The sequence below is a fragment of the Variovorax sp. Root434 genome (assembly GCF_001426595.1).
GTDB lineage: Bacteria > Pseudomonadota > Gammaproteobacteria > Burkholderiales > Burkholderiaceae_C > Variovorax.
Genome location: NZ_LMEK01000006.1, coordinates 217017 through 243476, shown reverse-complemented (window position 1 = coordinate 243476; position 26460 = coordinate 217017). Strand labels below are relative to the sequence as shown.

At 68.2% G+C, this 26460-nt stretch carries 25 protein-coding genes; 16 read left to right on the top strand and 9 right to left on the bottom strand.

Annotation, left to right across the window (positions count from 1 at the left end; translation table 11 throughout):
* Positions 1–5: 5 nt before the first annotated feature.
* Positions 6–971, bottom strand: a complete 966-nt coding sequence (locus tag ASD05_RS07820; protein WP_056589960.1) for a LysR family transcriptional regulator — start codon at positions 969–971, stop codon at positions 6–8.
* An 86-nt stretch (positions 972–1057) separates the two neighbouring features.
* On the opposite strand from ASD05_RS07820, the gene add reads away from it, so the two are divergent.
* Positions 1058–2149: an adenosine deaminase gene (gene add / locus ASD05_RS07815; protein ID WP_200955404.1), complete on the top strand. Its 1092-nt coding sequence runs from the start codon at positions 1058–1060 to the stop codon at positions 2147–2149.
* Positions 2150–2157: 8 nt separating this feature from the next.
* On the top strand, positions 2158–3135 hold the full coding sequence (locus ASD05_RS07810) for a Bug family tripartite tricarboxylate transporter substrate binding protein (protein ID WP_157610022.1): 978 nt from the start codon (positions 2158–2160) through the stop codon (positions 3133–3135).
* A gap of 141 nt (positions 3136–3276) precedes the next feature.
* Here the strand turns inward: ASD05_RS07810 and ASD05_RS07805 are convergent, their stop codons facing one another.
* Entirely contained in the window at positions 3277–3732 is a 456-nt protein-coding gene (locus tag ASD05_RS07805; protein WP_056589951.1) for a CBS domain-containing protein, read from the bottom strand.
* Between the two features lie 153 nt (positions 3733–3885).
* Between ASD05_RS07805 and ASD05_RS07800 the strand changes: the two genes are divergently transcribed.
* The gene (locus tag ASD05_RS07800) at positions 3886–5223 is read left to right on the top strand and encodes an O-acetylhomoserine aminocarboxypropyltransferase (RefSeq protein ID WP_056589948.1); all 1338 of its coding nucleotides are present in this window, start codon (positions 3886–3888) and stop codon (positions 5221–5223) included.
* Positions 5224–5549: 326 nt separating this feature from the next.
* Positions 5550–6356 carry an alpha/beta fold hydrolase gene (locus ASD05_RS07795; RefSeq protein ID WP_056589944.1) on the top strand — a complete coding sequence of 269 codons (807 nt, stop codon included), beginning with the start codon at positions 5550–5552 and terminating at the stop codon, positions 6354–6356.
* 7 nt (positions 6357–6363) lie between these two features.
* On the opposite strand, the gene ASD05_RS07790 is transcribed toward ASD05_RS07795, so the two are convergent.
* Positions 6364–7353 (bottom strand): Bug family tripartite tricarboxylate transporter substrate binding protein, encoded by a 990-nt coding sequence (locus ASD05_RS07790; protein WP_056589942.1) that lies wholly within the window; start codon positions 7351–7353, stop codon positions 6364–6366.
* A gap of 8 nt (positions 7354–7361) precedes the next feature.
* A complete protein-coding gene (locus ASD05_RS07785; RefSeq protein ID WP_056589939.1) occupies positions 7362–8789 on the bottom strand; it encodes a M20 family metallopeptidase in 1428 nt (475 codons plus the stop codon).
* A 114-nt stretch (positions 8790–8903) separates the two neighbouring features.
* Between ASD05_RS07785 and ASD05_RS07780 the strand changes: the two genes are divergently transcribed.
* Positions 8904–9845 carry a LysR family transcriptional regulator gene (locus tag ASD05_RS07780; RefSeq protein ID WP_056589935.1) on the top strand — a complete coding sequence of 314 codons (942 nt, stop codon included), beginning with the start codon at positions 8904–8906 and terminating at the stop codon, positions 9843–9845.
* 9 nt (positions 9846–9854) lie between these two features.
* Here ASD05_RS07780 and ASD05_RS07775 read toward each other — a convergent pair whose 3' ends face one another.
* Both ASD05_RS07775 and ASD05_RS07770 read right to left on the bottom strand, forming a co-directional pair.
* On the bottom strand, positions 9855–10517 hold the full coding sequence (locus tag ASD05_RS07775; protein WP_056589932.1) for an NmrA family NAD(P)-binding protein: 663 nt from the start codon (positions 10515–10517) through the stop codon (positions 9855–9857).
* A gap of 12 nt (positions 10518–10529) precedes the next feature.
* Positions 10530–10913 carry a thioredoxin family protein gene (locus tag ASD05_RS07770; protein WP_056589928.1) on the bottom strand — a complete coding sequence of 128 codons (384 nt, stop codon included), beginning with the start codon at positions 10911–10913 and terminating at the stop codon, positions 10530–10532.
* A gap of 124 nt (positions 10914–11037) precedes the next feature.
* Here ASD05_RS07770 and ASD05_RS07765 point away from each other — a divergent pair, with 124 nt between their 5' ends.
* Positions 11038–11379 (top strand): Mpo1-like protein, encoded by a 342-nt coding sequence (locus tag ASD05_RS07765; protein ID WP_056590408.1) that lies wholly within the window; start codon positions 11038–11040, stop codon positions 11377–11379.
* A 58-nt stretch (positions 11380–11437) separates the two neighbouring features.
* Here ASD05_RS07765 and ASD05_RS07760 read toward each other — a convergent pair whose 3' ends face one another.
* On the bottom strand, positions 11438–12649 hold the full coding sequence (locus tag ASD05_RS07760; RefSeq protein ID WP_007835041.1) for a YihY family inner membrane protein: 1212 nt from the start codon (positions 12647–12649) through the stop codon (positions 11438–11440).
* A 108-nt stretch (positions 12650–12757) separates the two neighbouring features.
* Here ASD05_RS07760 and ASD05_RS07755 point away from each other — a divergent pair, with 108 nt between their 5' ends.
* The 6 genes from ASD05_RS07755 (at position 12758) to ASD05_RS07730 (ending at position 17516) form a co-directional block, all read left to right on the top strand.
* Complete coding sequence (locus ASD05_RS07755) at positions 12758–13171, top strand: DUF2069 domain-containing protein (RefSeq protein ID WP_056589924.1); 414 nt, start codon at positions 12758–12760, stop codon at positions 13169–13171.
* Positions 13168–14595: an FAD-binding oxidoreductase gene (locus tag ASD05_RS07750; protein WP_056589921.1), complete on the top strand. Its 1428-nt coding sequence runs from the start codon at positions 13168–13170 to the stop codon at positions 14593–14595. Before ASD05_RS07755 ends, ASD05_RS07750 begins: the two co-directional genes overlap by 4 nt.
* 225 nt (positions 14596–14820) lie before the next feature.
* Positions 14821–15207, top strand: coding sequence for a hypothetical protein (locus tag ASD05_RS07745; protein ID WP_157610020.1), 387 nt, complete (start codon positions 14821–14823; stop codon positions 15205–15207).
* Between the two features lie 158 nt (positions 15208–15365).
* Positions 15366–15671: a hypothetical protein gene (locus ASD05_RS07740; protein ID WP_056589915.1), complete on the top strand. Its 306-nt coding sequence runs from the start codon at positions 15366–15368 to the stop codon at positions 15669–15671.
* Between the two features lie 193 nt (positions 15672–15864).
* Positions 15865–16482 (top strand): RNA polymerase sigma factor, encoded by a 618-nt coding sequence (locus ASD05_RS07735; protein ID WP_056589912.1) that lies wholly within the window; start codon positions 15865–15867, stop codon positions 16480–16482.
* A complete protein-coding gene (locus ASD05_RS07730) occupies positions 16479–17516 on the top strand; it encodes a FecR family protein (RefSeq protein WP_056589908.1) in 1038 nt (345 codons plus the stop codon). The genes ASD05_RS07735 and ASD05_RS07730 overlap by 4 nt, the downstream gene beginning before the upstream one ends.
* Before the next feature lie 62 nt (positions 17517–17578).
* Here the strand turns inward: ASD05_RS07730 and ASD05_RS07725 are convergent, their stop codons facing one another.
* Entirely contained in the window at positions 17579–19270 is a 1692-nt protein-coding gene (locus tag ASD05_RS07725) for a cyclic peptide export ABC transporter (RefSeq protein ID WP_056589906.1), read from the bottom strand.
* 270 nt (positions 19271–19540) lie between these two features.
* On the opposite strand from ASD05_RS07725, the gene fhuF reads away from it, so the two are divergent.
* The 4 genes from fhuF (at position 19541) to ASD05_RS07705 (ending at position 25080) form a co-directional block, all read left to right on the top strand.
* On the top strand, positions 19541–20281 hold the full coding sequence (fhuF, locus tag ASD05_RS07720; RefSeq protein ID WP_056589903.1) for a siderophore-iron reductase FhuF: 741 nt from the start codon (positions 19541–19543) through the stop codon (positions 20279–20281).
* A 45-nt stretch (positions 20282–20326) separates the two neighbouring features.
* The gene (locus ASD05_RS07715; protein WP_056589900.1) at positions 20327–21163 is read left to right on the top strand and encodes a N(5)-hydroxyornithine transformylase PvdF; all 837 of its coding nucleotides are present in this window, start codon (positions 20327–20329) and stop codon (positions 21161–21163) included.
* 66 nt (positions 21164–21229) lie between these two features.
* On the top strand, positions 21230–22531 hold the full coding sequence (locus ASD05_RS07710) for a lysine N(6)-hydroxylase/L-ornithine N(5)-oxygenase family protein (protein WP_056589897.1): 1302 nt from the start codon (positions 21230–21232) through the stop codon (positions 22529–22531).
* Positions 22532–22698: 167 nt separating this feature from the next.
* Positions 22699–25080, top strand: a complete 2382-nt coding sequence (locus ASD05_RS07705; RefSeq protein ID WP_056589894.1) for a TonB-dependent siderophore receptor — start codon at positions 22699–22701, stop codon at positions 25078–25080.
* A gap of 57 nt (positions 25081–25137) precedes the next feature.
* Here the strand turns inward: ASD05_RS07705 and ASD05_RS07700 are convergent, their stop codons facing one another.
* The gene (locus ASD05_RS07700; RefSeq protein ID WP_056589892.1) at positions 25138–26460 is read right to left on the bottom strand and encodes a thioesterase domain-containing protein; all 1323 of its coding nucleotides are present in this window, start codon (positions 26458–26460) and stop codon (positions 25138–25140) included.

The following is a 26460-nucleotide window of genomic DNA, read 5'->3' as shown; positions in this document are numbered from 1 at the left end:
ATTGACTACGGTTGACGCCGCGCCCGCGTGCCCTTGCCGCTCACGCGCCGCACCGTCGCTTCGCCGGCCTGCGGCAGGCGCTCGCGCAGGAAGGCAATGAGTTCCTGCGCCACCACGTTGCGCATCGGCCCTGGCAGGTAGGCCAGCACCACGCGGCGCTCGATGCGCGGCTTCAGCAGCGGCACCACGGCCAGTTCGGGGTCGCGCAGCGACGAGGTGTACAGGCGCGGCATCAGCCCCAGCGCCTGTCCGCTGCGCACCAGCGCATAGAGCGTCTCGGAATAGCTCACCCGATACGGCTCCGCACCCTGCGCGAACTGCGCGCGCGCCGGGTTGCCCAGCGCTGGCATGCTGCCGCTTTCGAACAGCACCAGCCGCTCGCTGCCGATGGCCTCCCAGTTCGCGCCGCCGGCCGCGGCCAGTGCGTGGTCGCGCCGCATCACCAGCACCAGCGGGTCGCGGAACAGGTCGATGCAGGTCAAGCCGCCCGGCGGCTCGGTGATCGCGGCCACCGCCATGTCGATCTGGCCGCTGCGCAGTTCGGCCAGCAGCGTGTTCGAGGGCGCGTCGCGCCAGGCCAGTTCCACCTCGCGCTCGCCGCCACTCTTGAGGAATTCGCTGGCCGCCGCCGCCACGCGCGCGCTGGCCGAGGGAATCACGCCGATGCGCACGAAGGCGCGGCCGCGCTGCACCGTGCTCTCGATGTCGCGCAGCGCCACCTCGAAGGTGTTGACGAGAAAGTCGGTGCGCGCCAGCACTTCGGCGCCCACGGGCGTGAGTTCGAGCCGGTGGGTGGAACGCGTCAGCAGTTCGGCGCCGAGCAGCTTTTCCATCTGCTTGATGGCATTGCTCAAGGCCGGCTGCGTGATGGCCAGCCTGCGGGCCGCGCGGCCGAACTGGCCTTCTTCCACCAGCACCGAGAAGAACTGCAGCTGGCGCAGCGTGAGCGCACGCAGGGGCAAGGTGGCCATGGACACTTCCGGTTATTGATTCAGCGAATCAAATTATAGAAATTCAAAATTTTCCTTATGAGGCTGCCGTTACTAGACTGGCCCGCATGACCAGTCCCACCCCTGCCCCGCTCACGCTGGAATCGATGCTCCGCACCATCCCCAAGGCCGAGCTGCATTGCCACCTGTTCGGCACGGTGCGCCACGAAACATTCAAGCAGCTCAACCAGCGCGCGGGCTCGCCGCTGGCGGCCGACGAGATCGAGGGCTTCTACACGCGCGGCGAAAAACCGGTCGGCGTGCTGCGCGTGCTGCGCGCGCTCGACGCCCAGCTGGTGCGCAGCGCCGGCGACCTCTACCAGCTCACGCTCGAATACCTGCAGGACGCGGCCGCCCACAACGTGCGCTACGCCGAGTTCTTCTGGAACCCGACCGGCACGGTGCACGCCTCGGGCATTGCCTATTCGCTCGCACAAGGCGCCATCGTGCGCGCCATCCACGATGCGCAGCAGGAGTTCGGCATCGTCGGCCGCCTCATCGCAGCCATCGACCGCGAAGCCAGCCCCGAGGCCGCCGTGGAGATGGTCGAATGGGTCAAGGCGCACCGCTGTGAGGAGGTGATCGGCATCGGCATCGACTACCGCGAGGTCGACCGCCCGCCGGAGCTCTTCACGCAGGCCTATGCCAATGCGAAGAAGGCAGGCCTCAAGACCACCGCGCACGCGGGCGAGTTCGGCATGCCCTGGACCAACGTGCGCACCGCGCTCGACGTGCTGCAGGTCGACCGCATCGACCACGGCTACACGGTGGTCGACCAGCCCGACTACGCGCGCCGGTGCGCCGAGCGCGGGGTGATCTTCACCGTGGTGCCCACCAACTCGTACTACCTGCGCACGCTGGCGCTCGAGCGCTGGGCGCTGGACCATCCGATCCGCCGCATGCCCGGCCTGGGCCTGCGCATCCACCCCAACACCGACGACCCGACGCTGCACAAGGTCACGCCCACGCAAGCCTGGCTGATGATGGTGCGCGACTTCGGCTTCGGCCTGGACGACCTGCGCGGCTTCATGCACAACGGCCTCGACGGCGCGTGGATCGACGACACGCAGCGCCGCGCATGGCGCACGCAGTGGAGCGATGAATTCGATTCGCTGCGCGCCCGCCTCGACGCAGAACCCGCTCCCTCCACCCACGGATGACCCACGCCATGAATACGCCCCGCCGCCTGCTTCTCGCCGTCGCGCTCTGCGCCGCCCTGCCCACCGTGGCCCTCGCGCAGGCGTGGCCTTCGGCCAAGCCCATCACGCTGATCGTGCCCTTCACGGCCGGCGGCAGCGTGGACGTGAACGCGCGCCTCGTGGCCCAGCGCCTCGGCGAGCGGCTCAAGCAGTCCGTGGTGGTCGAGAACGTGGCCGGCGCGGGTGGCGCCATCGGCGTGGCCAAGGCCGTGAACGCGGCGCCCGACGGCTACACGCTGGTGGCGGGCCCCGACAGCGCCATCGCCATCGGCAAGCTGGTGAACCCCTCGGCCTTCCGCTTCGATCCGCTGAAAGACCTGGCGCCGATCGGCCTGCTCAACACCGCGCCGATGGTGCTGGTGGCGCGGCCCGGCCTGGAGGCCCAGACTTTCTCCGACTTCGTGAAGCTCGCGAAGGCCAAGCCCGGCAAGTACAACTACGCGACCTCGGGCGTGGGCACCGTGCTGCAGCTCGCCATGGAGCTGCTGAAGGAACGCAGCGGCATCTTCGTCACGCACGTGCCCTACCGCGGCGGCGCGCAGATCGCCACCGACGTGATCGGCGACCAGGTCGACCTGGCGATGCTGGTCAGCACCAGCGCCATCCCGCACGTGAACGGCAAGCGCCTGAAGGCGCTCGGCATCACCGGCAGCAAGCGGCTGGCCGCGCTGCCCAACGTGCCCACCTTCGACGAGATGCCCGGCCTCAAGGGCTTCGACATGGTGAGCTGGACCGGCATCTTCGCGCCCGCGAAGACACCGCCTGCGGTGGTCGCGCAGATCAACCGCGAGCTCAACGCGGTGCTGCAGGAAGAAGGCGTGCGCAGCAAGCTCGTGGAGCAAGGCGCGCTGCCGGGCAGCGGCACGGCCGAGTCATTCGAGAAGTTCGTGCAGGCCGAGTACGCCCGCAACCAGAAGATCGTGCAGACCGCCAACATCAAGGAATAGGCAGGGCTCGCCCCCAGGCTGCGCGGCACTTCGTGTCCGCTTCGCCTACCCCCCGCCGGGGGCAACACCTGAGGCCCGGCGAAGCCGGTTCCTCGGTGTTCTCGCATGGCACCGGGCGTTGCACCTGGCACCACATCCGAATCAACCGGTCTTGCTCTCGTCTTCCGCGGGCCAGTCGCGGATGTAGGCCTTGAGCATCTTGTTCTCGAAGTTCTGGCTGTCCACCACGGCCTTGGCCACGTCGTAGAAGCTGATCACGCCCATCAGCATGCGCTTGTCCATCACGGGCATGTAGCGCGCGTGGCGCTCCAGCATGATGCGGCGGATTTCGTCGAGGTCGGTTTCCAGGGTGCAGGTAACCGGAGCGTCGTCCATGGCCTTGCGCACGAGCGTGGTGCCGATCTGGCCGCCGTTGTTGACGACGGCAACGATCACTTCGCGAAAGGTGAGCATGCCGACCAGGTCGCCGTGCTCCATGACCACCAGCGAACCGATGTCCTTTTCCGCCATGGTGTTGGCGGCTTCTGCCAGCAGGTCGTCTGGCGTGATGGTGAAGAGCGTATTGCCCTTGACGCGAAGGATGTCGCTGACTTTCATCGTTTGCTCCTCTCGGACTTCTATCTCGGCGGCGTGCCGATTTGAATATAGCCCACAATCGACGCCGACCTGAGCGCCCATGTCGCAGACGCATGAATTGCAGACGTAACGGGGCATTGCCAGGAGACAACGCTCAGCCACAGAAAGGCCCTCATGCCCGGTTATTCCGACCCCGGTTTCGACACCCTCGCGCTGCACGCCGGCGCCGCGCCCGACCCCACGACCGGCGCGCGGGCGGTGCCGATCCACCTGACCACCTCCTTCGTCTTCGAGTCGAGCGACCACGCGGCCGCCCTGTTCAACCTGGAGCGCGCGGGCCATGTGTACTCGCGCATCAGCAACCCGACCAACGCGGTCCTGGAGCAGCGCGTGTCGGCGCTCGAGGGCGGCATCGGCGCCATCGCCACCGCCAGCGGGCAGGCGGCGCTGCACCTGTCGGTGGCCACGCTGATGGGCGCCGGCTCGCACATCGTGGCCAGCACGGCGCTGTACGGCGGCTCGCAGAACCTGCTGCACTACACGATGCGCCGCTTCGGCATAACCACCACCTTCGTGAAGCCCGGCGACCTCGACGCCTGGCGCGCCGCGGTGCGGCCCGAAACCAAGCTGTTCTTCGGCGAGACCGTGGGCAACCCGGGCCTGGACGTGCTCGACATCCCGGCCGTGAGCGACATCGCCCACGAAGCCGGCGTGCCGCTGCTGGTCGACTCCACGCTCACCTCGCCCTATCTCATCAAGCCCTTCGACTGGGGCGCCGACCTGGTCTACCACTCGGCCACCAAGTTCCTGTCGGGCCACGGCACCGTCATCGGCGGCGTGGTGGTGGACGGCGGCAGCTTCGACTGGGAGAAGGCATCACGAAGCGCTGCCGATGGCAGCGCGGGCAAATTCGCCGAGCTGACGCAGGCCTACGACGGCTTTCACAACATGGTGTTCAGCGAGGAAAGCACCGTCGGCGCCTTCCTGCTGCGCGCCCGCCGAGAAGGCCTGCGCGACTTCGGCGCCTCGATGAGCCCGCACACGGCGTGGCTGATCCTGCAGGGCATCGAGACGCTGCCGCTGCGCATGGAGCGCCACATCGACAACACGCAGAAGGTGGTCGAATTTCTTTCGAGCCATCCTTTCGTGTCGCGTGTGGGGCATCCGCTGATCGAATCGCACCCGAGCCATGCGCTTGCGCAAAAGCTGCTGCGCCACGGCGCGAAGGGCGCAGGCGCGGTGTTCAGCTTCGACATCAAGGGCAGCCGCGCGCAGGGCAAGGCCTTCATCGAGGCGCTGAAGCTGTTCAGCCACCTCGCCAACGTGGGCGACTGCCGCAGCCTGGTGATCCACCCGGCGAGCACCACGCACTTCCGCATGACCGACGAGGCGCTGGCGGGCGCGGGCATCTCGCAGGGGACGATCCGGCTGTCGATCGGGCTCGAAGATCCGGCTGACCTGATCGACGACCTGAAGCGTGCACTTAAAGCTGCGGAAAAGGCGGGGACTTGAGATGGGACGCTGTGTTTCGATTCGGCGCGGTTCGGGGGGCGATCACGCCGACGGAGTACCTTGCTCCGCGAATGTCCTCCGGCCTGCGGCCTCCCCCTTTATTTCGCTGCGCAAGGCACCCCATCGGCGTGATCAATGGACGCGGCGGTTGATCGGCCAGCACAAGAGCTGCGCCCATCGTGCACAGGGCATCGGGTGCTCCCCGCAGCGAAATAAAGGAGGAGCCCGAAGGGCGGGGGACATTCGCGGAGGGGAGTACCCGGTGGCCTGTACACGCACCCCGAACCCAGGCGCTCCCAGAACCGAACACCCGGCGGAAAACTGAAATGAACTACACCGTCAACAGCCACACAAGCTACTGCTACACCGGCGGCAAGCCCTTCGATGCAGCCAAGCCCACCGTCGTCTTCATCCACGGCGTACTCAACGATCACAGCGTGTGGATCCTGCAGAGCCGCTGGTTCGCCAACCACGGCTGGAACGTGCTCGCGGTCGACCTGCCCGGCCATTGCAAGAGCGACGGCCCGCCGCCCGCGAGCGTCGAGGACGCTGCGCAGTTCGTTATTGCCCTGCTCGACGCGGCCGGCGTGCAAAAGGCCGCGCTCGTTGGCCACAGCTTCGGCTCGCTGATCGCGCTCGAAACGGCTTCGCGTGCGCCCGAGCGAATCACGCACCTCGCGATGGTCGGCACCGCCTACCCGATGGCGGTGTCGCCTGCGCTACTCGACGGCGCGCTGAACGACCCGCAGCGCGCCATCGCGATGGTCAACACCTTCTCGCATTCGCTGCTCGCCCCCCCGCCCTCCTCGCTCGGCCCCGGCACCTGGCTCTACGGCAGCTCGCGCGCGCTGATGCGGCGCGTGCTCGCGAGCAACCGCGAGGCGAACGTGTTCCACGTCGGCTTCAAGGCCTGCAACGACTACGCCAACGGCGAGGCCGCGATGGAGAAAGTGCAGTGCCCGGTGCTGTTCCTGCTCGGCGATGCCGACCAGATGACGCCGCCGCGCGCCACCAAGGCGCTGGTCGGCAAGGCCCGCAACGCCAAGGTGGTGACGGTGCACGCCGGCCACTCGCTGATGAGCGAGGCGCCCGACGCGGTGCTGTTCGCGCTGCGCGACTTCGCGGCGTCGTAGCGCCGGCCTATTCCGCCGCGATGCCCGCGCGGTGCGCCAGCGCGCGGTAGCGTGAAATCTCGCCCTCCATCTGCGCGCGGAACGCCGCCGCGCCGATGGCCACCGGCTCCATGCCCTGCGCGCGCAACTGCGCCTGCAGCGCCGCGTTGCCCATGGCCGCGGTGACGGCGCGGGCGAGCTTGTCGATCACCGGCGCCGGGGTGCGTGCCGGCGCGGCAAAGCCATACCAGGCGTCGAAGGTGGCGTCGGGCAGGCCCAGCTCGGCCAGCGTACGCACCTCGGGCAGCGTGCTGGAGCGTGTCGCGCCCACGATGCCCAGCGCGCGCAGCTTGCCCGAACGCACGTGCGGCGCCACGGCGGCCACGGTGTCGATGGCGATCTCGACCTCGCCACCGATCACCGCCAGCGCGCTCTGGCTGCTGCCCTTGTACGGAATGTCCTGCAGCTGGATGCCCGCAGCCAGCGCGAACAGTTCGCCCGACAGATGCGGCCCCGAGCCCGAGCCGAAGGTGGCGTAGCGAATGCTCCTGGGCTTGGCCTTGGCCGCCGCGACCAGCTCCGGCAGCGATTGCCAGGGCTGGCCCTTGCCCACCACCAGCACCAGCGGCGTGCGCGCCACGATGGCGATGGGCGCGAGATCGCGCACCGTATCGTAGGGCAGCTTGGCGCGCAGGGCCGGGTTCACGCTGAAGCTGGTGGAGCCCGACAGCAGCAGCGTGTAGCCGTCCGGCGCGGCCTTGGCGACCGCGTCGGCGCCGATGATGGTGGAAGCGCCGGGTTTGTTGTCGATCACGATGGGCTGGCCGAGCTGTTCCGACAGCGTCTGCCCCATCGCCCGCGCGACCAGGTCGGTGCCGCCGCCCGGCGGAAAGGGCACCACCAGCCTGATAGGCCGTTCGGGCCAGGTGCCCTGCGCGAAGGCGGGCGCGTGGATGCCCGCGACGGCGGAGGCGGAAAGCAGCAGGCCGAAGCGGCGACGGGAGATGGCGATGTCCATGGTGCGTATCAGGAGAGAGTGGAAGCGGATTGCGAAAGCCGGCCGGTGGCCCACGGCGCGAGGCCCGGCTCGCCCAGGTCCCAGTAGAGGCCGGCCATGATCTGCAGGCCCTCGCGCGCCAGCGGCGCGAGCAGGTGCTCGTTGGGCGCGTGCTGCGCGCAGGCCGGGTACGAGTGCGGCACCCACAGCGTGGGCAGCCCCAGCAGGTCGGCGAACACGTCGTTGGGCAGCGAGCCCGCGAGGTTGGGCAGCAGGTCCAGGCGCTGACCGCTGCTCCTTTCGATGGACTGGCGCGCCCAACTCACCCACGGGTTCTCGACATCGAGCCGCGTGGCCGCACCGGTCAGCGTGATCTGCACTTCGACCTGGCCGAAGCCGTGTGCATCGAGATGCGCGCGCACGATCTGCTGCAGGTCCTGCCACGGCGTACCGACCACGAAGCGCAGCTGGCAATGCGCCACGGCCTCCGAGGGAATGGCGTTGACCGGCCGCGTCGCGGAGCCCGCACCGAGTGCCAGCACCTCGATGGTGTTCCAGGCCACCAGCCGCTCGGCCGGGCTCAGGCCGGGCTCGCCCCACCCCTCGTCGACCTCGGGGTCGTCCGCGCCGCCGCCGATGGCGATGCTGGCCAGCGCATCGCGCACCGCCTGCGTCACGGGCGGCGGGCGCAGCGCCTCGACCAGGATGCGGCCGCGCGCATCCACCAGCGAGGCCACGGCGTGGCTGAGCACCGTGCCCGGGTTGACCAGCACGCCGCCCCAGTTGCCCGAGTGGTAGCCGCGAGGCCGGGCGCGCAGCCGCAAGCTGAAGTTGACCGCGCCACGCGAGCCGAGGAACAGCGTGGGCCGCTGCGCGCTCACGCGCGGGCCGTCGCTGGCGATGAACAGGTCGGCGCGCAGCTTGTCGCGCTCCTGCGCACACACCGCATGCAGGCCGGGCGACGCGGCCTCTTCGCCCATCTCGACCAGCCACGTCACGTTGTAGCCCAGGCGCCCGCCGCGCGCCTCGATCGCAGCTGCAAGGCCGCCGAGGTTGATGCTGTGCTGGCCCTTGTTGTCGGCCGTGCCGCGGCCGTACCAGCGCTCGCCGCGCACCGTGAGCGCCCATGGCGCCAGGCCTTCTTCCCAGTGCGCGTCCTGCCCGCTGACCACGTCGCCGTGGCCGTAGGTCATCACCGTGGGCAGGGCCGGGTCCTCGATGCGGCGCGCGATGAGGAAGGGCCCGCCGCCGGGTACCGGATTGGCGATCACCTCGCAGGCGAAGCCCAGCGCCGCGAGCGGCGGCACCAGCTCCTCGCGCAGGTAGGCCTCCAGGGCGGGCGTAGCGGCGCCGGTATCGCTTTCGGTGCGGAAGGCGACGCGGCGCTGGAGGTCGGCGAAGAAGCTGCCTGCGTCGAAGTAGGCGGCGGCAGCGGCCAGGCTGTCTGTGCGTTGCATGAAGGGTTTCCTTGTCTGTCCATCGGGTGCAGCAAGTACAAGGCCTGCGGGCCGATGCTTCCAGCATCGTTTTGGCAAGCTACCATTGCCTTGAAGGCAACACCCCCGGCCGCCATGACGACGCTCCCCCTCCTCAGCATTCCGATGCGCCACTTTCTCGAAGTGGCGCGCAGCGGCTCGGTCAACCAGGCCGCGGCGCGACTGTTCGTCGCGTCGTCGGCGGTGAGCCGGCAGATCGCCAAGCTCGAAGACAGCCTGGGCACGCCGCTGTTCGAGCGGCACGCGCGCGGCATGGCACTGACCGCCGCCGGCGAGCGGCTGGCGGCGCACCTGCGCAATGCGCAGCTCGACATCGAGCAGGTCGTCGAACAGGTGCGCGACCTGGGCGGGCAAGGCGCGCGGCGCATCCGCATGGCCTGCACGGAAGGCTTCGCGGGACACTTCATGCCGCTGGTGATGCGCAGCTTCGAAACCGCGCACCCGGGCTGCCAGCTCGAACTGCACGTGGGCTCGCCCGACGGCGTGAGCGCGCTGCTGGCACGCGGCGAGACCGACATCGCGCTCAAGTACGTGGTGGCGCCGGAGCCGGGCCTGAAGATCGAGCACTCGGCCACCGCGCCCGTGTATGCCGTGCTGCGGCCCGACCATCCGCTGGCGCGGCAGCGCGTGGTGTCGGTGGCCGATGCGGTGCGCTACCCGCTGGCCGTGGGCGACAAGGGCGTTACCGCGCGCCAGCTGTTCGACCAGGCCTGCAGCCTGCAGGGGCTGCAGTACCACGCGATCTTCGTGAGCAATTTCTCGTCGGTGCTGCTGCCACTGCTGCGCACGCCCGACGTGATGCTTTCGGGCCATCTCACGGTGATGCACCTGATCGACGCGGGCACCGTGGTAGCTAGGCCCTTCGCGGAAGCGCCGCTGCAGCAGCGGCAATTGCAGGTGCTGGCGCTCGAAGGCCGCACGTTGCCGCCGCTGGCGCAGGACTTCGTCGAGCACCTGGTAGGCGCGATCACCAGCGCGGGCCGGCGCAAGCTCGGCCGCGCGCGGGCCGCCGCCTGAAGAAAAAGCTCAACCGAGCGCGTTGATGTCCGCCGGGTCGAGCAGCACCTTCGGTGCGCCATTGCGCGCCACGGCCAGCATCGCGCGGCCGACCTTCTCGGTGGTCGTCACCCGGTTCGGCCACAGGCGATAGGCCAGCCCGAGCACGGGCTTGAGCACGAAGATGGCGGCGTCGTACAGCGGCGTCTTCGAGCGCACGCCATGCATCGGCTGGATCATGCCGGGGCGAAACATGTAGGCCGCCTTGAACGGCAGGCGCAGCAGGGCGTTCTCGGTCGCGCCCTTCACGCGTGCCCACATGCTGCTGCCGCGCTCGCTGCTGTCGGTGCCGGCGCCCGTCACGTAGGTGAATGTCATGCCCGGGTTGAGCCGCGCGAGCACGGTGGCGGCGGCCAGCGTCAGGTCGTAGGTGATGCGCTTGTACTCGGGCTCCTTCATGCCGACCGACGACACGCCGAGGCAGAAGAAGCAGGCATCGAAGCCCTGAAGCTGCGGCTCGATGGCGGCGTAGTCGTACATGTCCTTGTGGACCAGGTCGCGCAGCTTCGCGTGCTGCTGCCCCGTGGGGTTGCGGCCGATGGCGACGACGCTCTCGACATCGGGCGCGAGCAGGCACTCGCGCAGCACGCCCTGCCCCACCATGCCGGTGGCGCCAAAAATCAGGATCTTCATGGGAGGCTCCGGTCAGACCGCGAAGACGGCCGGCTTCTTGTTCAGCACCGCCAGCAGCAGGTCGACGTCGAGGCTCGAGGGCTTCGGCGGCTGCAGCGCGGAGAGCATGCGCGACAGCGTCTCGGCATGCGGCAGCAGCGGGCCGAGAAAACGTGTGCCGTCGGCACCCGCGACCAGCAGGGTCGGGAAGGTCTCGACGTCGAAGGCATCGGCGATGTCGGCGTGGTCCTCGATGTCGACCCACGCAAAGCGGAACTGCGGATGCGCGCGCGCCACCTGTTCGAGCAGCGGCCGGTAGTCGCGGCAGGTGCCGCACCATTCGGCGCACAGGCACACGACCCACGGCGCATCGCTGGCCGGCTCGGCGGATTCGGGGTTGCTTGGAAGGGCGCTCAAGGCTGATGCGTCGGTGGTGTGATCGGAAGGCCGGGGTGGTACGGCCGGGAGGCCGTGGCTATTATGGACAAAGCCCTCCATCCACGGGACTCGCCGGGGTTCGGGGGCACAGGAGAGTCGCATGATGAACACCTCGGCTGCCACCGGATCTGCCGTCGATCCGCGCCAATTCAAGAGCTTTGCGGAGTTCTATCCCTTCTACCTGAGCGAGCACGCCAACCTCACCTGCCGGCGGCTGCATTTCGCGGGCTCGACCTTGTCGCTGATGTGCCTGGTGGCGCTGGTGGTCACGCTCAACCCGCTGTGGCTGCTGGCCGGGCTGGTGGCGGGCTACGGCTTCGCCTGGGTCGGGCACTTCGGGTTCGAGAAGAACAAGCCGACCTCGTTCAAGCGGCCGCTCTATTCATTCATGGGCGACTGGGCGATGTACCGGGACATCTGGCTGGGCCGGGTAAAAATTATCTGACCCCCTTGAAGGGAGCAAAGCCGGTTCCGCGGTGTTCCCGGATCAATCCGGAACGCCACTAGATCAACAGCACGTCGCCCAGCCTCAGGGAGCGCAGCGGACCTTTCTGCCAGAGGTCTTCGAGCGGCTCGGCCTGCGGCATCAGCAGTTCCTTGAGCAGCGGCTCGACCGGCGTCGAGGGGTCCGCGAGCAGCACGTAGCGCGGGTCTTCGTTGGCGGGCTCTTCGGCGAGCGGTGCGATCCAGTCGAGCGCCACCAGTGTTTCGAGCACCGGCGCGAGTTGCAGCGCGTCGACGCGCATGCGCGTGACCAGTTCGCTCGCGCCCATGCCCTTGGCCGGCATGGCCTGCGCGCGGGCCAGGTGCTGCAGCGTTTCCATGGCCAGCTGCAGCGGCCAGCCCGCGGCGCCGCCGCGCCGCGCCACGCCGGTCAGCAGGCTCGGCAGGTAGGCCGCGATGACCGCCCCGAGCAGCACGATCACCCAGGCCACGTAGATCCACACCAGCAGGATCGGCACCGTGGCGAAGGCCCCGTACAACACCGAATAAGTGGGCACGAGGCTCAGGTAGTAGCCCAGCACGCGCTTGGCGATCTCGATGGCGGCCGCCACGAAGATGCCGCCGGCCCATGCATGCGACCAGCGCACGTTGGTGTTGGGCACGTAGTGGTACAGCGAGGCCATGCCGACCGCCAGCAGCATGAATTCGAAGGTGTCGAAGAACAGCTTGACCATGCCGCGCCCCACCACGCCGCTGGTGGCCGAGACCACGTACGAGGTGGTCGACAGGCTCACCGCGAGGATGATCGGCCCCAGCGTGATGGCCGCCCAGTAGATGAGCACCCGCTGCGCGAACGGCCGCGGCGAGCGTACGCGCCAGATGTTGTTGAGCGTCTTGTCGATCGTGAGGATCAGCGCGATGGCGGTGATCAGCAGCACGACCAGGCCCGCGATGCCCAGGCCGCCGGCCTTGCTCGAGAACTGGTTCAGGTAGCCCAGCACCTGCCGCGCGATGTTGTCGGGAATCAGGCTCTCGATGAGCCAGCGCTGCAGCCGGCCCTGCATCTTCGCGAACATCGGGAACACGGTGAACAGCGCCAGCGCCACCGTGAAGAACGGCACCATCGCGATGGTGGTGGTGAAAGTGAGGCTGCTGGCCGTGAGGCCGAGCCGGTCTTCGCGGAAGCGCTCGCCCAGCACCGCTGCGGTGTTGCCCCACGGAAAGCGCGAAAGATCCCTCCAAAGCTGCCTGCGATTCATGGCGGCTATCATAAGAACCAAACTCTCCCCCAGTCTCCGCGCACTTCGTGTCGCTGCTCCACCCCCTCGCCGGGGGCAACACCGGCGGCCCGGCGAAGCCGGTTCCGCGGTGTTCCGCTCATGCAAACCAACTCGCCGCTCCCGCCCTCCTCCGTTCGCGCCACCCGCTGGGCCGCCGTGGGCAGCCTCGTCGGCCTCATCGTGCTCGGCCTCGCATGGGAGCTGTGGCTGGCGCCGCTGCGTCCGGGCGGCTCGCTGCTGGCGCTGAAGGTGCTGCCGCTCGTCATTCCGCTCGCGGGTCTGTGGAAGAACCGCATGTACACCTACCGCTGGGTCAGCCTGATGATCTGGCTCTATTTCACCGAGGGCGTGGTGCGCGCCTGGAGCGACATCAACGGCGTGGGACAAGTGCTCGCGCTGGTCGAGGTGCTGCTGTGCCTCGTGCTCTTCGCGGCCTGCGCCTGGCATGTGCGGCTGCGCTTGCGCCACGCCAAAGCTGCTGCTGCCCTTCCACTGGAGACCTCCGCCCAATGACCACTGCCCCGTCCCTCATCGAGCAACTGCGCGCCATCGTCGGCGCCTCCCACGTACTGAACGAGGGCGACCTCACCGCCTACGAGCAGGACTGGCGCAAGCGCGCGCGCGGCAAGTCGCTGGCCGTGGTGCGGCCGGCCAATGCACAGCAGGTGGCCGACGTGGTGAAGGCCTGCGCCGCGGCCGGCACGGCCGTCATTCCGCAGGGCGGCAACACCGGCCTCGCCGTCGGCGCCATTCCGGATGAAAGCGGCACGCAGGTGGTGCTGAGCCTGCAGCGGCTGAACGCCATCCGCACCGTCGACGGCGCCAACCTCACGATGACCGTCGAGGCCGGCTGCATCCTGCAGACGCTGCAGGAAACCGCCGAAAAGCAGGGCTACCTGTTCCCGCTGAGCCTTGCGGCCGAAGGCAGCTGCACTATCGGCGGCAACCTCGCGACCAACGCTGGCGGCACGCAGGTGGTTCGCTACGGCAACACGCGCGAGCTGTGCCTGGGCCTCGAAGTGGTCACGCCGCAGGGCGAGATCTGGGAAGGCACCAGCGGCCTGCGCAAGGACAACACCGGCTACGACCTGCGCGACCTCTTCATCGGCAGCGAAGGCACCCTCGGCATCATCACCGCCGCCACCATGAAGCTCTACCCACTGCCGGCCGCGCAGCTCACGGCCTGGGCTGCGGTGCCTTCGCTCGACCACGCGGTCACCTTGCTGGGCCTCGCGCACAAGCACCTGGGCTCGGGCCTCACGGGCTTCGAGGTGATGGGCAAGTTTGCGCTGAGCCTGGTCGACAAGCACATGCCGCAGCTGCGCGTGCCGTTCATCGAGGACGATGCCGTGCCGTACTGCGTGCTGCTGGAAAACTCCGACAGCGAATCCGAGGACCACGCACGCGCGCGCTTCGAGGCGCTGCTCGAAACCGCCTTCGAAGACGGCTGCGTGACCGACGCGGTAGTAGCCGAGAACCTTACGCAGGCGCACCAGCTCTGGCACATCCGCGAGAGCATTCCGCTCGCGCAGGCCGAGGAAGGCCTGAACATCAAGCACGACATTTCCATTCCGGTGTCGCGCATCCCCGCGTTCGTGGCAGAGACCGATGCGCTGCTGGCGCGAGAGATCGCCGGCGTGCGGCTGGTGAACTTCGGCCACCTGGGCGATGGCAACCTGCACTACAACGTACAGGCGCCGGAGAACATCGACACCAAGGCCTTCCTGAAGAACGAGGAAGAGCGCATCAACACGCTGGTGTACGACGCGGTCGAGAAGTTCGGCGGCTCGTTCTCGGCCGAGCACGGCGTGGGCTCGCTCAAGGTCGACAAGCTGGAAAAGCACAAGTCGCCGGTGGCGCTGGAGATGATGCGGGCGATCAAGCGCGGGCTCGATCCGAAGAACATCCTGAACCCGGGTCGGGTGATCCGGGTCTAGCCTGGGTGCGTGACCCTCTCTGCTCGGATGCTTTTTGATCACGCGATAGCAGTTCGCGAGGCCGGATGAACGAGATCGAGCAAAGAAAGCTCAAATCGGCGCGATAAGTCATGGCCAACCCCGGTTGTGAGCCGGGCAGGTGTGGATATGGAGGCGTCCACTGATAGGCTGGCTGCTGCAAAAGAATACCGGCCGTGTCGATGCCGGTCGCTAAAGGGAGCACACATGACGACAGAGACAAATTCGGTGGGGCGCGCGCAGCACTCAGAACCAAACTTCACCTTGTTCGGCCGGATTGCCGCCGGTGGAGTGGGACAGGTGAGTTGGCCTGATCCACCCGACCTCCATTTCTCGCTGGTCATCACCGATGCGTACAACGGTATCACCGTGATCGACGGGCAGCCATCCATGATGGAGGCTGGCTTCAAGAATCTCGGGTTGATCAAGACCAACAGCTATAACAATGCGCTGCCGTCCGATGTGGTCGTCCGTATATCGCTACAGCCCCCAGGGGGCATGAGTAGGCAAGAGTTCGCTCGGAAACTGATCGAGCGCTCCAGGAATTTCTCAAGCTACGTCGTGCCTTACTCGCTTCCCAGGAACATCAGGTGAGCGCAGATGCGGTCAGGTGAATACAACAGCAGTTCCTATCTCGCGGGTCTCCTGAAGAGCGTCATGGGCTACGTGCCGCTGATCTCGATTTCTCGATACCAGGCACCTGGTTGGGAAGCGCCGATGCCTGGGCACTTCTTCAAGGGCGAGGCGATTCGATGAAAGTCGGGGTGCGCCTGCTCTTGAGCGTGCTGGCGTGGTTCCTCACGATGCCGGCAATATTCGTGGCCGTCGGGTCACTGGACCAGCGCAAGTTCCGGTTGATCACCGACAACATCGCCCCGATCATCGCGGCGATTCTGTTGGCTGGGGCGATCTGGATCTACTGGCGCTTCGTTCCGCGCGCCCCCCGGATCGGGTGGCGGATCGGCTACCTGGCCGTGTTTCTGGCAGGGATGTGCCTGCTGGGAACAGGCGCGATGTGGCTTTCTTTCTGGATCATGATGGCGATCCACGGCGCCTAGCGCGCTTCGGGCCGGAGCCTCGACTCGGTGATACACTCAATAAGAATAATTCTTATTAACTCCCTCCCCCGGGATCACCGAAGCGCAGTACCGGCACCGCCAGTTCGTCGTTCCTTGCAGGAGGCGGCGATCTTGCGGGCATGACCAGCGGCCGGTTCCGGGGCCATGTCGATGCTTGCGAGAAGGCGGCCGGATGCGCGACCTCGTCCAGGAACTTGTAGCTCACTATGCGGACTTGCGCCGGCAGCTCACTCGCGACCTGAGGGACCCTCACTACGCGGCCGACATCGCGCAGTCGAGTTTCGAGCGGGTGTACGCACAGGCCACGAAGTCGCGCGGAGCCGCCCGCATCGATGCGGCGCCGGACGACATGAAGGACAACGGTGGCATCGAATCGCCTCGCGCCCTGCTCTTTCGCGTCGCGCGCAACCTGTGCGTCGATGACGCGCGGCGTCGCAAGGTGGCGCAGGACTGGGCCGGTTCGCATGCAGACGCCGGCATGCACCGGACAGTGCAGTCCAGCGAATACGTCGTCGCCCAGCAGCGGGTGCTGACGCGGGTGGTCGAAACCATGGAACAGCTGCCGCCGCGCCGCCGCGAGGTGTTCCTGCTCTTTCGCGCCTACGGCCACACGCGCGCCGAGATCGCGCAGCGGCTCAACATCACCGAGATGGCCGTGGCCAAGCACCTGTTGCGCGCCACCATCGACTGCTCGCGCGTGTTCGCAGAGCTGCGCTCCGAGCTGATCGAGCCGCAGGTCTTGATGAACCGCCCCGGCTTCGACGCCGCATTGGCCGAAGACTTCTCGTGAACGGCATCGTTGCGGCGAGCGCTCCGCGCGAACGGCTGATCGAGCGCGCGCTGGCGCTGATCGTGGAAGGCGAAATGGCGCCCGGCGAGGCCGCCGGCAGCGCGCGCCTGGCACTCCACAAATGGCGCGGCAAATCGGCAGAGCATGCCGCGGCCGTCCAGGAAGCGCGCCAGCGCTGGGACGCACTCGGCGGCATGGCGAACGGCCTGCGCGCGCATTTCGAAGAGCCCGGCGGCACGTTGATGGCCCATGCGGGAGCCGCGGCGAAGTCACCGCACCGCCAGCAACGCCGCAAGATGCTGCTCTCGATGGCGGCCCTGCTGGGCACCGGTCTCGTCGCGGGGCGCGGCGTGCAGTGGTACTGGCAGCAGCCGGTGTCCCACGCTACCTACCGGACAGCCACCGCGCAGATGCTGAAGGTGACGCTCGCGGACGGCAGCCGGCTCGATCTCGCTCCGCAGAGCTCCGTCGAGGTCACCCTGTACCGCAACCGCCGCCTCGTCGACATGGCTCGCGGCGAGGTGCGCTTCGAGGTCGCGCCCGACAAGGACCGCCCACTGCACGTGCAAACGCGCGCCGCCGTCATCGAGGTGGTCGGCACCGCGTTCACCGTGCGCGACCGCGGCGGGCCGATCACCGTAGGCGTGGAGCACGGTCACGTGCGCGTGGGTGTGGCGCCGCGCCCCGGGTTCGCCGGGGCCGAAGGCGCAACGATCGACCTGTATGCGGGCGATCGCGTCGAGATCGCCGACGGCCAGGCCGGCCGCGTGCAGCAGGCCGACACGGCCGCGCTGTCCGCATGGCGCGATGGCTGGCTGGTGTTCGAGAACACGCCGCTGGGCGATGCGCTGGCCGCGGTCAACAGCTACCGCACGCGGCCCATCGTCAGCGACAGCCCGCGCATCGACGCGATGCGGCTGTCCGGCCGCTTCCGCGTCAACGACTCCGAAGGGCTGATGGCCGCGCTGCCGACGATCCTGCCGCTCACGGTCGCGCCCCGCCCCGACGGGAGCGTGGCGCTGCTGGCGCGCTGACGACAAGCCAACGCCCACCGGCCCGCGCCCCGGGCACCGCCGCGTGCTTTGCCCACGGGAGCTCATGCAGCAAGGCTCTCCAGGTGGGCGCGAGGTCGGTCGTCCGCGATGCGGCCCGCGCGCATGGTGATCACGCGGTCGGCCAGGTGGAAGTAGCGATCGTCGTGCGAGATCACGACCAGCAGGTGCCCCTTGGCGCGCAGCTCGGGCAGCAGTTCGGTATAGAACAGGTGGCGGAAGGTCGGGTCCTGGTCGGCAGCCCATTCGTCGAACACCAGCACCGGCCGCCCCTCCAGGTAGGCATGCACCAGCGCGAGCCGCTTGCGCTGGCCGGTCGACAGGTCGGTGGTGGTGAAGGCGCCGTCCTTCAGGCTCACCTTGTGGGCGATCTCCAGGCGCTCCAGGTAGGGCAACGCGCGCTGCGGCAGCACCTGCATGCTGGCTTCGCCGTGCGCTTCGCCCTCGCCAGCGGCCAGGTCCTCGAACAGGTAGAAGTCGGAGAACACGGTGGTGAAGAGCTGGCGATAGTCGTCGCGGCGCTCGGCATCCACCGCGGCACCGTCGATCGCCACGTGGCCCTCGCGCGGCGCGTACAGGCCCAGCAGCAGCTTGACGAGCGTGGTCTTGCCGGAGCCGTTGTCGCCCACCACGAACACCATCTCGCCGCGGCGAAGCCGCAGGTCGATCGGCCCCAGCGCGAAGGCCTCGCCGCCCTCGGGTGCATCGAAGGCATAGCGCACGCCGCGCAATGCGATCTCGTGTTCGAATTTCAGCTCGCTGTCGGCGTGGCCGACGTGCAGGTGCGGCTCCGGCGTGGCAAAGCGCGCCGACAGGTCGGCAATGCGCCGGAACGCGACCCGCGCGCGCCCCACGGCAGGCAGCGCGCCCGCGATCTGGTCCATCGGCCCCTTGAGGAACAGCAGCACCAGCACGAAGCCGCTGAGCACCGCGGGCTCGGTCGGCCGGAACGAGGCCCAGCCCAGAATCAGCGCGATCAGCAGGAAGAACAGGCCCGAGCCGAATGCGGTGGCCATGACGAAGGTGTTGATCGCACGCCCGTTGACCGCGCGGATGTTGTCGACGATGCGCTCGATCTGCCCGCCGAACATGCGCTGGCGGCGCGCGCGGTGCATGCGCAGCTCCTTGGCGCCCTCGCTGATCGCGCGGTAGGCCTTGTGCAGCTGGTCTTCGTGCTCGCGCGCCTTCCAGAAGCCGTTCACGCCGCGGATCTGCGCCATGGCCTGCACCATCGCGCCGATCGCCAGCGCCACCACCAGCACGCCGAATAGCGGCAGCGACAGGTAGGCCAGGTAGGCCAGGCAGCCGAGTGCCGTGACGCAGGCGATCAGCGTCGCGGCGAGCGCGAACGCCACGTCGCTGACCATGTCCACGTCCTGCGACAGCACCGGCATCAGCCGGTGGGTGCGGTAGCGCTCCAGGGCATCGATGGGCGCCGAGAGAATCTTCTGCGCCAGGCTCTTGCGGACCAGCGCGACCACCCGCTGGCCGACGAAGTTGGTCGAGACATCGGACACCATGCGCCCGAACAGCGCCGCCGCGCACAGCCCGATGAAGGTCAGCAGCAGGCCGCCCGAGAGGCCACCCTGCCGGTTGAGCACCTGGTTGATGGTGCCCAGCAGCGCGACCGTGGCCGCGCCCGCGCCGATGCCGGTGACCGCCGACAGCAGCATCCACGGCAGGAACGGCTTGAGCAGGCGTGCGAACTCGCCGTCGGGACCGGGGGCTGTTGTCATGCAAGAACTCTTTCCGCCCTCGGGCGACTGGGGCCCGGCGGCGCGGACAAGCCTTGCCGCCGGACGCGAAACGGAGTGGCGGCCCGCCGCGCCGGCAGGGCTGCGGACGGCAGCGGGCTGCCTGTACCCCACTTGACGGACGGTCCGCGCAAATGTTCACGCAGCGGTTCGAACACAGTGCGCATGAACACCTGCGCGCCCCAACCGTCCTAGCTTCATGCCCCCTGCAAATCGCCGCACCGCTGGTGCCCCCTCCTGCCCGACGAACCCATGATCGCCCTGCTGGAGCCCTTGTTCCAGGGCGACCTGGCGCCGCACGGCGAGGCATTGCAGTGCGCGCCGCAGCCGCCCGCGGGCGCGCTGCACGTCGCCGATCTGGTGCGCTCGCACGGGCTGCTGGGCCGCGCGCTGCGCCTGCACGCATCGCACCTCGGGGTCGAAGGCGAAGACCCGCGCGCCGTGGCGTCGTCCTGGAGCATGACCTATCTCGGCATGCTGCTGCCACCGGTCGCGGCTGCCGCCAGCGTGCTGCAGCATGGCTTTCCCGTGGCCGCGGAGCAGGTGTGGGTGCGCCTCGGTCCGCACGCCCGGCCGCTGAGCTTCCACATCCGCGAGCTGGGCCGGCCGCAGCGCGGCGCGACCACCGAGGAGCGCTATTCGGCGCTGCTGCGGCAGCACCTGGAGCCGCTGTTCTCGGCGCTGTGCCGCCTGACAGGCATTCCGCCCAAGATCCTGTGGGGCAACGCGGCACGCAACCTCGAGCCGGTGCTCGAGCAGGCGCTTGCGCTGACCGGCGGATCGCCGCCGATCGCCCGCGACAGGCAACTGCTGCTGCACGACCCCGTCTGGCCGGCATGGACCAATCCCCTGCCCGGCCCGCAGCGCGAGGTCCGCGTGCGCCTCGAAGGCCGCGACCGGACGATGAAGCTGCACCGCCAGTGTTGCCTTTTCCACCTGCTGCCCCGCGAAGGCCATTGCGGCGCCTGCCCGCTGTCGCCTGCGCACCGCTGACATCACCACATCCCACTTCTTCCACCCACTACCGAGCGCATCACCATGTCCAAGGCAAGACTCGTCTACATCATGTCCCTGAGGAATGCGGCGGCCGACCAGGCCGGCCAGTACATCGACTACAAGGGCGGGCAGCGCTACATGAAGTCCCCGCTGGAGTACCTGGCCGAGGCACTCGACCGCACGCCGCTGGGCGATGCCTACTCGCTCGAGGCCGTGCTGTTCGACGACGACGAGGGCTCGCCGCGCGACCGCGAGGCGCTGCGGGACTACGGCTTCGGCTTCGATCCGGCCCGCCGCTGGATCCACCCCGGCGAGCTGCAGGTGCAGGGCCGCCGCGTCAACGACATGTTCCACAACGTGCCCTCGACCTACCGGCGGCTGCCGCTGGATGCGGCCGCCGAACGCGCCGCCGGCAAGAAGGAGTTCGAGCAGCGCCTGCTCGAGCGACTGCACGCGCTGGAGGCCGACCTCGTCGTGCTCGACGGCCTGCTGGTGATCCTCGACCGGCTGGCCCGGCCGGAAAGCCCGTTCTTCCGCCGGATCGTGAACATCCACCCGGGCATCACGCGGCTGGAGTCGCCCTTCGAGCGCCGCGGCGCCTGGGCCACGCTCGACGCGCTGTATGGCGCGCGGGGCCAGCGGGTGGTCGACTGGCGCACGCGCGAGACGGTCGCGGTCGAGCCGGTGCGCAGGACCGGAGCCTCCTTCCACTACGTGGACACCGGCATCGACTCGGGCGAAGTCATCTTCGACGTGCTGGGCACCGACATCGACTCCGAGGACACCATCCTCGAGCTGCGCTGGAACAACTTCAACCACAGCCTCTTTCCCGCGCTCCACCAGGGCCTGGCCCTGATGGCCGAGACGGTGGACGCGTGAACATCGCGCGCCCGCCGAGCGTCCTGTCTTCTTCCACACCGCCCTGCACCACAGGAGTTGATTTCAATGCCACACGTCCATGATCTGGTCGGGATCGGGTTCGGCCCGTCCAACATCGCCCTGGCCATCGCACTCGAGGAAAAGCGCCACGCCGGCCGGCCGTTCGATACGCTCTTCATCGAGAAGCAGCTGAGCTTCGCCTGGCATCCGCACATGCTGCTGGACCAGGCGCACATGCAGATCTCCTTCATGAAGGACCTGGCGACGCTGCGCAACCCGACCAGCCGCTTCACCTTCATCAACTACCTGCACGAGAAAGGCCGGCTGACCGACTTCGTCAACCTGAAGAGCTTCTTCCCCAGCCGGCACGAGTTCAACGACTACCTCTCGTGGGCCGCCGAGCAGTTCGAGGACGCCTGCGCCTATGGCGAGGAAGTGTTCGAGGTGCTGCCCGAAGAAAGGGGCGGCGAGGTGGCGCTGCTGCGCGTGCGCTCGCGCAACCACGCGGGCAAGCTGGTCGAGCGGCTCGCGCGCAACCTCGTGGTCGGCATCGGCGGCGCGGCGAACATCCCCGACGGCTTCCGCGCGCTGCGCAGCGACCCGCGCGTCTTCCATTCGAGCAGCTACCTGCAGGACATCGCGCAGCTGCCGGATGCGCGCCGCATCGCCGTGGTGGGCGCGGGACAGAGCGCAGCCGAGATCTTCATAGACCTGCAGGGCCGCCCCGGCGAGCCGCAGGTCGACCTCATCACGCGTGCCCGCTCGATTCGCCCGGCGGACGACAGCCCCTTCGTGAACGAGATCTTCAATGCCGAGTTCACCGACTACACCTTCAGCCGCTCTGGCGAAGAGCGCGCCGCGCTGCTCGACGAGTTCTGGCACACCAACTACGCGGTGGCCGACCTGGAGCTGATCCAGCAGATCTACAAGGCCTTCTACCAGCAGCGCGTGACCGGCGGCAACCGCCTGCGCTTCCTGCGCCGGCACGACATTCGCAGCGCCACGGCCCACGGCCAGGGCGTGCACCTCGCGCTGTGGGACCAGAACGCCCTGCGCGAGCACACGGTGCGCTACGACGCCGTGGTGCTGGCCACCGGCTACGTGCGCGAGCACCACAAGGCGCTGCTCGCGCCGCTGGCGGGCTACCTCGGCGACTACACGGTCGACCGCCACTACCGCGTGCAGGCCGCGCCCGGCTTCCATCCGGCCATCTACCTGCAGGGCGCCTGCGAGGACTCGCACGGCCTGAGCGACACCCTGCTGTCGGTCACCTCGGTGCGTACCGGTGAAATCGGCAGCGCCCTGCTGGCCGCGCCGGCCAGCACGCCGCTCCAACTGAGGCCGCAACCCGAGGCGGTCCAGACCTGAATCCGGGGTCGCCGGACCGCGACGGCGAAAAAAGTCTTAGGACGTGGTGTCTCTGTTTGATGAGTTCGAACGTCTTACTCATAGATGCGCCAGAGACCGGAAATCGGGCCGGCCCCCGCACCTGAATGTGAATGCGTCGTAATTCAAAAAACTGGAGTTGTTCTTCTATGCGTCCCCTGCCTCGCCAACATCTGCTGAACGCCGCGCTTGCCGCGGCGTTCGGTTCCGTTCTCACCGTCTGGGCCCCTGTCGCTTCAGCACAGGCTTCCGGCCAGGCCGCGGCACAGGTGTTCGAGGTGAAGGTGCCATCGCAGGCGCTCGGCGCGGCGCTCAACGAGTTCTCGCGCCAGACCGGCGTGCAGGTATTCGCCGCCGGCGAAGTGGTCGCAGGCACCAGCTCGCACGCCGTGGAAGGCAAGCTCACGGTCGACCAGGCCCTGCGCCAGATGCTCGCGGGCACTTCGCTGGAAGCCACGCGCACCGCCAGCGGCGGCCTCGCGATCCGCCGCGCCGCCGACGCTTCCGGCTCGCAAGGCACCCTGCCCGCGGTGCAGGTGGTGGCCAACGCCGAGGAATCGCCCACCGGCCCGGTGTCCGGCTATGTGGCCCGCCGCAGCAGCACGGCCACCAAGACCGACACGCCGCTCATCGAGGTGCCGCAGTCGATCTCCGTCATTGGCCGCGAGGAAATGGATGCGCGCGGCGTGCAGGACGTCATGGAGGCCATCCGCTACACGCCGGGCGTCACGACGAACACCTACGGCCCCGACAACCGCGGCTGGGAATACATCCTGCTGCGGGGCTTCAGCACCTCTTCCAACGGTGTCTACAGGGACGGGCTCGCGCAGCCGGCGTTCGGCCCCACCTACTACCTGACCGAGCCCTACGCGCTGGAGCGCGTGGAGGTATTGCGCGGCCCTTCGTCGATGGTGTTCGGCCAGGGAGACGCCGGCGGCATCGTCAACCGCGTGAGCAAGCAGCCGACCGGCGAGCGGATCCGCGAGATCGAACTGCAGTACGGCAGCTACCAGCGCAAGCAACTGGCATTCGACCTCGGCGACAGGATCGGCAACACCGACCTGAGCTATCGCGTGGTCGGGGTGGGTCTCGACAGCAACGACCAGGACAAGTATCCCGACGGCCACAAGCTGAACCACACGCGCAGCTACATTGCGCCGTCAGTGCGCTGGCAACCCAATTCGACGACCTCGCTGACCGTCTTCGGGGAGTTTCTCAAGAACAACACGGCCGAAGACCCGTACTACCTCACCCAGGACTACGTTCTCTATCCGGTGAAGGTGGGCGACTACAGCTTCGGCCAGCTCAAGCAGTCGCAGAGCGCCATCGGCTACCGTTTCGAAACGGCCCTGAACGACACCTGGACGCTGCGCCAGAACTTCCGCTACAGCCAGATCGCCCTGGACAGGCGAGCAGTCTGGGCCGGTTCGCTCGGCAACGACGGACACACGCTCTCCCGCGTTGCCAGGACCTGGAACGACCCCGTGGACCTGGCCACGCTGGACACCAGCGTGCAGGGCAAGCTGCAGTACGGCGCCGTCCAGCACACGGTGCTGCTGGGCGTCGACTACAGCGACCAGAAAGGCAAGCAGCGGCGCTTCCGCGGCGCGGCGCCGACCCTGGACATCTGGGCGCCCGTCTACGGCCAGGCCGTGGCGATGCCCACCATCCCGTTGACCGACGTGGCCCAGTCGACGCGCCAGACCGGCTTCTACGCCCAGGACCAGATCAAGTTCGGCGACAACTGGATCGTCACGCTCGGGGGCCGTCACGACGAAGTGCGCCAGCTCACCGACAACTACCTGGCCAGGAGCCATACCCGGCGATCGGACAGTGCGTTCAGTGGCCGGGCAGGCATCAGCTACCTGTTCGGCAACGGCTGGGCTCCCTACATGAGCTACACCACGTCCTTCCTGCCCAACAGCGGTGTCGACGCGAACAACCAACCCTTCAAGCCCAGCAGCGGCAAGCAGGTCGAGGTCGGCGTCAAGTTCCAGCCCGCGGGCTCGCGCACCTCGTATACCGCGGCAGTCTTCGACCTGCGCAAGACCAACGTGGTCACCTACGACCCGACGACCTCCGAGGGGCGCCAGATCGGCAAGCAGCGCTCCCGCGGCCTCGAGCTGGAAGCCAAGGGCGAGCTCGCACCGGGCCTGAACATCTCCGCCGCCTACACCTGGCTGGACATGAAGGTGCTCAACAGCGCCGATGCGGGCGAAATCAGCAAGATCCCGCCGCTCGTGCCCAAGCAGACCGCCTCGGTGTGGCTCGACTACACCATGGGCAACGGCCTGGGGTTCGGCGGTGGCGTGCGCTACATCGGCAAGCGCCAGAACGACGAGCACAACACCACGTACGAACGCGGCGTGACGCTCCTCGATGCGGCCGCGCACTACGAGCGCGGCCCGTGGCGCTTCGCGCTCAACATCTCCAACCTGGCGAACAAGCAGTACAACTCGATCTGCTACCACGGACAGTGCTACCAGGGCACTCTCCGCACGGCGACCCTGACCGCCCGGTACAAGTTCTGATCCGATGACTCTCCCCCGCGTGAATGCGGGGGAGGCTTCGTCATCTTTCGCTCGCCATCATCGGCGCGCGTCTGCCGTCTCCCGGGCCTGCTGCGCATCGCGCATGGCCGCATGCAGATGGCTCAGCAGCGCAGCGTTGCGCACGATGCCCTGATGGTCGGCATTCACCTCGAGCGAAACCTGCGCCTTGCCGCCGAACTGCGACAGGAGCGCGTTCTTCTGCGCAACCGCCCGCCCCTTCTTCCACCAGAAATGCGGCGCCACTTTCACGCGCGGGAATGCGGCGATCTTTTGCGTGATCGCGTTCATGCGCCGGGTGGCGACGATCCCCCGGAAGATGTCGCCCGGCTTCATGCCCATGCCGGCCGCAGCCACGATTTCCTCGACGGCGTCGCGCACGGTCTCGTCGGAGCCCGAGCGGATCGGCTCGAAGCAGTCGAGCATCGCGTTGACGGCCTCGTGGCCCATGCCGCCGCTCGCGGTGTCCAGCACGAAATCCCGGAAGTCCTGGTACCAGCCGTGCGGATCGAAGCTCTCGTCCAGCAGAAAACTGTCGACCATGCCGAGGAAGGCGACGTCCACGCCCTGCTGTTCCAGCAGGCTGGCGACATGCACCGCGACAACTGCTCCCAATGACCAGCCGACGATGCCGACGGGCCCCTGTGGCCGCGTCCTGCGGATGACATCGACGTAGTACCGGGCCATCTGCTCGATGGAATCCAGTCCGGCGACGTCGTCCGCGTAGCTCAGGCCGTAGACGGCACGCGAGTCTTCCAGGTGGCGCGCCATCGGCCGGTAGTCGATCGGATGGCGCAGCGCGGGCGGCACGCAGAACAGCGGCATCGCATCCGCCGGCCCGGCATACGCGTTCAGCAACTGGACAGGCTGCGGCGGCGCGCCCATGTCCAGCTGCGCGACCAACCGGGCGATCGTCTGCTTCTCGAGCAGATCCTGCAGGGATATCTGCACGCTCAGCACACGGGACTTGTTGATCCTGGCCAGCAGCCTGAGCGCGACGAGTGAGTCGCCGCCCAGCTCGAAGAAGTTGTCGTGGCGCCCCACGCGCGGCACACCCAGCACCTGGGCCCAGATCGCTGCTAGTGCCGCTTCGAGCACGCCCTGCGCGCCCTCCTTCGGCTGCTCGTCGCACGTCGGTGCACGGCCGAACTCCGGCGCCGGCAACGCCTTGCGGTCCACCTTGCCGTTCGTGTTCAGCGGCAGTGCATCGAGCACCACCAGCACGCTCGGCACCATGTAGTCGGGCAGCTTCTGCCCGAGCTTCTGCCGAAGCTGTGTCGTGTCGATGTCGTGCCCCGACACGTAGCCCACGAGCCGCGTGCCCGTCGGTCCCTCGTTCGCAATGACGACCGCTTCCCTCAC